This is a genomic window from Salinispora cortesiana (assembly GCF_000484695.1).
GTDB lineage: Bacteria > Actinomycetota > Actinomycetes > Mycobacteriales > Micromonosporaceae > Micromonospora > Micromonospora cortesiana.
The window spans coordinates 1-8,423 of the sequence record NZ_AXVR01000096.1 but is presented as its reverse complement, the minus strand read 5'-3'; the positions used below and the strand labels follow the sequence as shown (position 1 = coordinate 8,423).

General features: G+C 69.3%; 10 protein-coding genes. 4 read left to right on the top strand and 6 right to left on the bottom strand.

Going from position 1 to position 8,423, the window contains the following annotated elements; genetic code table 11:
* The first annotated feature begins 33 nt into the window (after window positions 1-33).
* Window positions 34-687, top strand: a complete 654-nt coding sequence (locus K228_RS0123290; RefSeq protein ID WP_025620556.1) for a class F sortase — start codon at window positions 34-36, stop codon at window positions 685-687.
* Here the strand turns inward: K228_RS0123290 and K228_RS0123285 are convergent.
* The 4 genes from K228_RS0123285 to K228_RS0123265 form a co-directional block, all read right to left on the bottom strand.
* Window positions 668-1,225, bottom strand: a complete 558-nt coding sequence (locus K228_RS0123285) for a NifU family protein (protein ID WP_025620555.1) — start codon at window positions 1,223-1,225, stop codon at window positions 668-670. The genes K228_RS0123290 and K228_RS0123285 overlap by 20 nt on opposite strands.
* 5 nt (window positions 1,226-1,230) lie before the next feature.
* A complete protein-coding gene (gene feoB / locus K228_RS0123280) occupies window positions 1,231-3,174 on the bottom strand; it encodes a ferrous iron transporter B (RefSeq protein ID WP_025620554.1) in 1,944 nt (647 codons plus the stop codon).
* A complete protein-coding gene (locus K228_RS0123275; protein ID WP_025620553.1) occupies window positions 3,171-3,473 on the bottom strand; it encodes a FeoA family protein in 303 nt (100 codons plus the stop codon). The genes feoB and K228_RS0123275 overlap by 4 nt, the downstream gene beginning before the upstream one ends.
* Before the next feature lie 385 nt (window positions 3,474-3,858).
* On the bottom strand, window positions 3,859-4,458 hold the full coding sequence (locus K228_RS0123265) for a biotin transporter BioY (RefSeq protein WP_025620552.1): 600 nt from the start codon (window positions 4,456-4,458) through the stop codon (window positions 3,859-3,861).
* 522 nt (window positions 4,459-4,980) lie between these two features.
* Here K228_RS0123265 and K228_RS0123255 point away from each other — a divergent pair.
* A complete protein-coding gene (locus K228_RS0123255) occupies window positions 4,981-5,520 on the top strand; it encodes a GNAT family N-acetyltransferase (protein ID WP_025620551.1) in 540 nt (179 codons plus the stop codon).
* A 35-nt stretch (window positions 5,521-5,555) separates the two neighbouring features.
* Here K228_RS0123255 and K228_RS0123250 read toward each other — a convergent pair whose 3' ends face one another.
* Together K228_RS0123250 and K228_RS0123245 are read right to left on the bottom strand one after the other, a co-directional pair.
* Window positions 5,556-5,813: a DUF5999 family protein gene (locus tag K228_RS0123250; protein ID WP_025620550.1), complete on the bottom strand. Its 258-nt coding sequence runs from the start codon at window positions 5,811-5,813 to the stop codon at window positions 5,556-5,558.
* 273 nt (window positions 5,814-6,086) lie between these two features.
* A complete protein-coding gene (locus K228_RS0123245) occupies window positions 6,087-7,094 on the bottom strand; it encodes an ADP-ribosylglycohydrolase family protein (RefSeq protein WP_025620549.1) in 1,008 nt (335 codons plus the stop codon).
* A gap of 85 nt (window positions 7,095-7,179) precedes the next feature.
* On the opposite strand from K228_RS0123245, the gene K228_RS0123240 reads away from it, so the two are divergent.
* Window positions 7,180-7,587: a nitroreductase family deazaflavin-dependent oxidoreductase gene (locus K228_RS0123240; RefSeq protein ID WP_025620548.1), complete on the top strand. Its 408-nt coding sequence runs from the start codon at window positions 7,180-7,182 to the stop codon at window positions 7,585-7,587.
* Window positions 7,588-7,640: 53 nt separating this feature from the next.
* Complete coding sequence (locus K228_RS0123235) at window positions 7,641-8,297, top strand: MOSC domain-containing protein (RefSeq protein WP_025620547.1); 657 nt, start codon at window positions 7,641-7,643, stop codon at window positions 8,295-8,297.
* The last annotated feature ends 126 nt before the right edge of the window (window positions 8,298-8,423 follow it).

The following is an 8,423-nucleotide window of genomic DNA, read 5'->3' as shown; positions in this document are numbered from 1 at the left end:
AGCCCGGTTCGCCACCACCCGGAGGAGCAACCGGTGACGGTACGCCACCGCGGGGCGCTGGCGGCGATGGCCGCCGGCGCCGCCCTCACCGTCGCGGCTTTGGTCGCCGTTGCCGCTCGGCCCGCGGCGGATGTCGGCGCGGACGAGGTGACTGCCCTCGCCGACACCGCCCCCTCCGCGGCCGGCGGCCGATCGCCGGTGCCGGTACGCAAGGGTGCGCTGCCGACCGGCGCCGCGGTTGTTCCGCCGGTCGGCCTACGGATCCCGACAATCGGGGTGACCGCCACGGTAGCGGCCGTCGGTATCAATCCACAGACCAGTGAGTTCGAGGTACCGCCCAGCGTGGACCAGGTCGGCTGGTACCGCTACGGCCCGGGGCTGGCGGCGCCGGCGGGCTCGGTAGTGATCGCCGGCCACGTGGACAGCTCCACTCAGGGCGAAGGTGCGTTCTTCCGGCTCCGGGAGTTGGACCAGGGCGACCGGCTGATCGTGACCGGCAGTGACGGCCAGGAACGCACCTACCGGGTGATCGCCCGGGAGGAGTACCAGAAGACAAGAATTCCGCTGGATCGGTACTTTGCCCGCGACGGCGACCGGCGCCTGACCCTCATAACCTGCGGCGGCCCCTTCGACGCCGACACTCGCCGCTACCGCGACAACCTCGTGGTCACCGCCGTGCCGGCCTGATCGACCGGGGCGAGTGGTCAACGACCGCGCGCAACGCCGGATAGCGCTGCCGGAGGCGGCGTTCCAGCTGGCCGTGCAGGGTGCTCCGGGCAGCTGGGCAGCCGTTGCATGCACCAGCGAGCCGGACGGTGACCACGTCGTCCCGCACGTCCACCAGGTCGATCCGGCCGCCGTGCGCGGCCGCGAACTGCCCGACCGGCCCGTCGAGGAGCTGCTGGGTCAGCGTACGCAGCTCCGCGTCCCCGGCCCGCTCACCGGAGTCGGGCACGACGTGCCAGCCGCCGGGTTCCCCGAGCGCGGCGTGCAGCGCGCCGCGTACCCGTGGCCCCTGCTCTCCCCAGCTGTGCCGCGGACCGAGGCGGGTGAGTACGGCGGCGGGCTCGAGCCCGAGCTCGGCGAGGATCCCGTCGGCGAGCAGCCCCGCCAGCGGTGGCGGGGCCGCGGCGACGACACCGACCGAATCGAGCAGGTCAGCGGGGATGACCCAGCGCAGCAGATCCGGTTCGTCGGCACAGCGCTGCGGGTGCAGGGGAACCATCCGGATCACCCCACGAAGAAGGCGGTCACGGTCCGGGCAAGGTAGGCCATCAGCCAGGCCGTCACGGTGAGGTAGCCGAAGGCCACCAACGGCCATCGCCAGGTGCCGGTCTCCCGCCGGATGACCCCGACGGTCGCCATACATTGGAGGGCGAAGGCGAAGTACACCAGCAGCGCGGCGATCGTCGGCGCGGTGAAGATCAGCTCCCCGGCGCGGGGGCCGTCCGAGTAGGTCATGGCACGCAACGCGTCGGCCGGGTCTTCGGGGTCTTCGGCCGCCGCGACCTGGCCGAGGGTGGCGACGAAGGTTTCCCGGGCCGACTGGGCGGACAGCACGCCGACATTGATCCGCCAGTCGAAACCCAGGGGGTCGAAGACCGGCGCCACCAGCCGACCGACCTCGGCGGCGTAGCTGTGGTCAACGACGTAGGCCGACACCGCCGCCGAATCAGCGGTGTCGACGCCCGCCGCCTGCATCTGCTCGGTCGAGTGCAGCGGCAGGTTCAGCAGCAACCACAGCACCATCGTGGTGGCCACAATGATGGTCGAGCACTTGCGGAGGAACGAACTCGCCGCGCCCCACACCGCCAGCAGGACCGCCCGGGGCGAGGGCAGCCGGTACGGCGGCATCTCGAGATAGAACGGTGTCGGCTGACTACGGCGGTCGCCGAACTTCTTGAACGCCCACGCGGCCAGCATCGCCGAGACCGCCCCGAGCAGGTACAGCCCGAACATGACCAGGCCCTGCAGACCGAACGGGCCGAACGTGGCGGCGGGGTCGACCAGCAGACCGATCAGGACCACGTAGACCGGAAGCCGCGCCGCGCAGGTCATCAGTGGCGCCGCCATCATCGTGGCGATCCGGTCCTTGGCCGAGGGCAGGGTGCGGGTGGCCATGATGCCGGGGATTGCGCAGGCGAACGACGACAGCAGCGCCACGAAGGCGCGTCCCTCCAGTCCCGCGCGGCCCATCACCCGGTCCATCAGGACCGCCGCGCGGGACATGTAGCCGACGCCCTCAAGGAGAGAGATCAGCAGAAACAGCAGCATGATCTGGGGCAGGAAGACCAGGACTCCGCCGACCCCGCCGATCAGGGCATCGCCGAACAGGCCCGACAGCCACGGGTTGGTGACGTGCGCCGACACCCATTCCGACAGTACGCCGAAGAACGCCTCGACCCCGCCCTGGAGCGGAGCGGCCAGGGCGAAGACTGTCTGGAAGAACAGCACCATCACGGCGAAGAAGACCACGGTGCCCAGGAGCGGGTGCAGCAGCACCGCATCGAGCCGTCGGGTGAGGCCGTGCGGTTGGGCCACCCGGTATCCGGCGTAGGACAGGACGGACTCCACCCAGGCGTCCTGCTCACCCGGGTCCACCGGTGGTGGCATCACCGGCGTCGGCCAGTCTCTCCAGTCGAGCAGCTGTTCCCGCAGCTCGGCGATGCCGTGACCACGGTGCCCGACCACCGCGACCACCGGCACTCCCAGGGCCTGACTCAGCGCGTCGACATCCACCGCGCCCTGGCGGCGGAGCAACTCGTCGGTGAAGGTCAGCACCACGCAGCTGGGAAGACCACGGGCCAGCACCTGCGCGACGAATCCCAACGAGCGCCGCAGGGTCGTCGCGTCAACCACGATCAGCAACGCATCCGGTGCCCGCATGCCGTCGCCGTCCAGGACATCGACCAGAACCTGCTCGTCCAGACTGACCGGGTCCAGCCCGTACGAGCCGGGTAGATCTTCGACAGCGAACTTTCGATCGCCGACTCGGCAGGTCCCGGCGAAGCGGGCCACGGTCACCCCGGGATAGTTGCCGGTCTTGGCGTTCAGGCCGGTCAGGGCGTTGAAAACGCTCGTCTTGCCCGCGTTGGGGGCACCGACCAGGGCCACCTGCGGCAGTTGGGTCAGCTGGGCCGCCGGTTGGCCGCTCTCGTGGCAGGAGCTACTCACCGGTCCACCTCGACCACGGTCACGCACGACGCCTGCGCCCGGCGTAGGCAGATCTCGTAGTCTTTCACCTGGTAGATCAGGGGGTCACGCAGCGGTGCCCGGCGTAGCACCCGGACCTCCGTGCCCGGCGTAAATCCGAGGTCGGCGAGGCGCCGCGCGACAGCCGGTGAACCGGGCACCGAGACGCTGACGACCTGCGCCGTGGCGCTGGGCGTGAGGTCGGCGAGCGTCCTTTCGCCGCCCCCGGCCTCACCCTGGGGCCGACCGTCGGCCCCCTGTTCGAACGTCCTGCTCGTCATGCACGCCCCCAGCCAGACCCACTTTGAGATTAGGTAAGGCTAACCTCAGTAAAATCTCCTGGGACGTGACCTTCGGCCCCTGTTCTCGGGACAATCGCGGACGAGCGCACCGGGCAGAGACTCGCCGCGCAGATCCAGCCCGAACTCGAGGTGCTACGCGCGGCTGCGGACTTCGCGCCAGCGGCCACCCGGAAAGCGCTGCTCGATCTGGAGATCGAGGCAGACGCGATCCAGGTCACCGCCGTGCGAACGCCGATCGGGCAGGAAAGGATGCCGGGAGCCGTTCTCACATTGACGCCAGCAAGCACGGTCACGCCCTAACCGACCGCCGGTCTCCCTGCCGAAGTCCTGGGCCGAGGAGCGCCCCCCGGGTCCACGAGCTCGCTCACGCGCCGCCGGACAGTCGACGCACCAGGCGCCACGAGCCGGGTAGCAGGCCCGCAGCGAGCAGGGCCTTGAGCAGGTCGCCCGGCAGGAACGCAACGAGGCCCAGCAGGAGCGCGGTCGGAACGTCCATCCCGGCGGCAATCGTCAACCAGGGAACACCAACCGCATAGATCACCACGTTCCCGAACACCATCAGCCCGAACATGCGCCAGGGCCGCCGATCCGCCCCGGCCGAGGCCAGCCGGCCGACAACCGCCGCGGCCAACACGAAGCCCAGCAGGTAACCCGCGGTCGCGGCCGGCCAGCCGTGCGCCCCGTCGGCAAACCACGGCACCCCCAACACCCCCGCCACCAGGTAGAGCAGCATGCTCGCCACCCCACGGGCCGAACCAAGCGCAGTCCCGGCCAGGAGCACCGCGAAGGTCTGCCCGGTCACGGGGACCGGCGACCCGGGAATCGCTACCGACACCTGCGCGGCGGCACCGACGACAGCGGCCCCACCAACAACCAGTGCAACCTCCCGCGCCAGGGAACCACCCCACGCGTCGGCCAACACGCCGATGCGTGGGCCGGAGGCCATCACCAAACCGTCTGCCATCTCATCCTCCTGTTGTCGCTACCGACGCCGGTGGCGTCCCTACAAATCATGTGGGGTACCCCCGGCCGCCGTCAGCCCGGGCGTCCGCCCACGGGCGAAAGACCATATCGGAGCAGGAGGGTAGTCGGGCTCCGACCGCAGGCGACGGGATCGACCAGTAGCCCGACCGGGCTGGTGCGCCTCGGGAGTCCGGTCCGGCAGCTGCCGCTCGCGGCGGCCAGCACAGTGCTGCCGACCCGTCGCATCGCGGCCTACTTGGGATAGCACGGCCGGCCTGCGGTAGCACAACCGGCCCGGGGCATCGCGGCCGGCCCGGGGGGAGCGCCGGCCGGGCCAGCGACACGGCGAACTCTCGACCCGTCATGCGGCGCATCCAGGCTGTTCGCTCATGCACGGGACAGTAGACGACGAAAACACCACCAGCCCGGGCCATCCGGCCTGCTCGGCACCCGCCCCACAACGGGGTAGCAGCTCACCCAAATACGGGTGCGCCGACGCGGCCGATTCGCTATCGATATCGCTATGCCCGAGCTGAGCCGGCCCACCGTACAGGTACATCAATCGTTCGTTGCCGCCATGGCCGAGTTCCGCGCCGAGGGACGCGGTAGCGCGGAGGACCGCAGCGGGATCGGGTCCGAGCTGCGTGAGTTCACCCGCCACTGGTCAACTCCCGCCGGGTTCGCCAGCTACGTCGACTGGTTACGGAAACAGAGTCTCGAGGACTCCCCGCGCCCCGACGGGCACGTGCCATCAACCACGTTGTGGTGGATCCAGGACGACGCCTATCTCGGCCGCGTCGCAATCCGGCATCGCCTGACCCCCTACCTGCGGGACTTCGGCGGTCATATCGGCTATGACGTGCGACCAACCGCACGGCGGCGGGGCCACGCGACCGCGATGCTGACCGCCGCGCTACCCGTGGCGCACCGCCTGGACATCACGTCTGCCCTGGTGACGTGCGACGTGGACAACGTCGCCTCTCGTAGGGTGATCGAACACAACGGCGGGATCTTCGCCGACCAGCGCAGCGAGAAGCTTCGGTTCTGGGTTCCGACCGCCTGACCCGGCGGTAAGGGCGACGGGTCGGCGGCATCGGGTCATGCTCCGCTGCAGTTCTCCCAGTGCCGAGCCGGGCCACGGTGCGGGGCGACCGGACTGTTGTCGGGCATCAATTCACCGGTGTCGTCGAACGCGATCACGCCGTTGCAGCGCAGGTTCCAGCCCTGCTCCGGGTGGGAGGCGATGATGCGGGCAGCCTCGTGGTCGACCGCGCTCGCGGCGGGACACGTCGGCTGGTGGTTGCACGGGGTGTTGGCGTTGGGCCGGGCTCGAAGGGCGAGGTCGACGGTGTGCATGCCGGTTCTTCCTCTCAACTGGGCGACTCAGCCGCGCTGGCGCGCGGAACCGGTGGGGAGGCCGCTGGTTGGACTCCCGGGCACTAAACCGATGCGGCGGGGCTGACACCTGGTGGCGACTCCTACCAATTCGCTACGTCATCGCTGATACAGATGAGGCTGCCTACCCCCGGGCTGATACACACCCGGCAGAATGCTGACGCGCATATTGATCGATCATCGAAAACAGGGTAGTTGGGTAACGCAAAATGCGCTGGATCGCGGGCTGCAGAGTCAGTCCCAGGCTGCGCCCATCGTGGCGAGTTCGCTCGCGTACTCGATTTGATCACGCCAGGACTCCGGCCACGCGGCCATACCGAGGGCGGCACCGAGGAACGCGCCGGTCAGACAGGCGATGGAGTCGGAATCACCGGAGGTGGTGGCGGCGCGGGCCAGGGCGGACACCGGATCGTCGGCATGCCGGATCGCGCAGAACAGTGCGGTGGCCAGGGCCTCCTCGGCGATCCAACCGGCACCGGTGACCCGGCAGGCGTCCGCGCCATCATCGGCCGAGGCGAGCGCGAGATCGAGCCGATCCAGTACGTGCCGGCACTCGTCCCAGCCTCGGGCGAGGTAGTCGGCGGGACTGGTGACGCCGGGCTGCTGCCACAACACACCCAACCACTCGTCGCGGTAAACGGTGCGCTGGTCGTGGGCGCGGGCTCGCAGCAGCGTGGGCAGGGATGGCAGCTCCGCGCCGTCGCGCAGCAGCCGCACGGCGTACGCGGTCAGCTCACTGGCCGCGAGCGCGGTGGGGTGCCCATGGGTCAGCGCGGCCTGCAGTTGCGCCACCCCGGCGAGGGTGTCCAGGTCGTAGCCGGCGACGAGCCCGACCGGCGCGACCCGCATGTTCGCGCCGCAGCCCTTGGAGCTGATCATCGTGGCTTGGGTCCACGGCTCGCCGAGGGCGAGGTTCGCACAGGCACGCAGGCAGGTCATTCCCGGTGCGCGGTTGTTGTCGGGGCTGGCCGCCCACTGCACGAACCGCTCCCGAAGCAGCGGCTCCAACACCTCGGCCGTCGGCGTGGGCGCGTCCAACAGCGCCATCCCGACCGCCAGGGTCAGTTGGGTGTCGTCGGTGACCGGTGCGGGGTCGCCCGCCAACTCGCGCGGGCCGTCGGGTCCATAGCGGGCATGAATGTCGGGGACCGCCATGAACTCGGTCGGTCCGCCCAACGCGTCACCGTAGGCCAACCCGAACAGACACCCCGACGCCGCGTTCGGCGCAGTCAGCTCTCGCATATCGGGTGGATGGTAGCCCAACGGATGGCATTGCGGGGTTGCCGGATTGACGATAATCGGACCGGTACGCCAGCGAGGAGAGATCATGGACGACTGGAACGAAAAGATCATCAAAGAGTTCCGCGAAAACGACGGGCGGGTCGGCGGCCAGTTCGCGGGCGCGCCCCTCCTGCTCCTGCACACGGTGGGTGCCAAGAGTGGTCAACCGCGCTTGAACCCAATGATGTACCAGAAGTTGGATCATGGCTATGCCGTCTTCGCCTCCAAGGCCGGGGCCCCCAGCCACCCCGACTGGTACCACAACCTGCGGGCCCATCCGCAGGTCAAGGCAGAGATCGGGACGGACACGTTCGACCTGGTGGCCCGAGTCGCCGCTGGGGACGAGCGGGAGCGCATCTGGAGCGCGCAGAAGGACGCCTTCCCCGGCTTCGCGGAGTACAAAGCCAAGACCACCCGGGAGATCCCCGTCGTCGTACTGGAAGCCGCGTCGTAGACCGCACTCGAAAGCCCTTTGCTCCATGTCGGACGATCGATAGGTTGCTGCCTATGGGCAGCATCCTCTCGGTCAACCTGGCGGTCCCGGAACACAGCACCGCGAAGCGAGTCGGGGTCACCGGCATCAACAAGCAGCCAGTTGACGGACCCGTGCCGGTCCGGGCCCCCGGGCCGAAGACCACCGGTCTGCACAGCGGCCTGGTCGGCGACCAGATCTTCGACATCGAGCACCACGGCGGCGACGACCAGGCCGTGTACGCGTATGCCCGGGAGGACTACGACTGGTGGGAAGCCCAACTCGGCCGAGCGCTGCCGGGCGGGATCTTCGGCGAGAACCTGACCACGGTCGGTGTTGACGTCAACGGTGCGGTGATTGGCGAGACCTGGCGCATCGGCGACCACCTCGAACTTCAGCCGACCTTTGGCCGCATTCCGTGCGTCACTTTCCAGGCCAAGATGGCGGAGCCGCAGTGGGTGAAGCGGTTCACCCGGGAAAATCGACCGGGCGCCTACCTTCGGGTCGTCACACCGGGAGAGGTTCAAGCCGGAGATCCGGTTTCGGTGCGCCACCGACCCGCCCACGGGGTAACAATCGCGGCGGCCTTCCATGCCTACCTGACCGAGCCGGAGTTGCTGCCCACGCTGGCGGCGATCGAAGGCCTTCCCGATGAACTCCGGCAAACCCTACGGGAACGTGCGGGCAGCTGAGGCAGGCAGCAGCTCGATTCCGCAGCCGGGTCGCCTAGTACTCCAGCAGGAGATCCGTTTCAGGGCTCGGTGAGAGATTGTCGGGCGTAGTGACCGATCTTGGCTTGGGCTTGGTGCTGGCGTCGG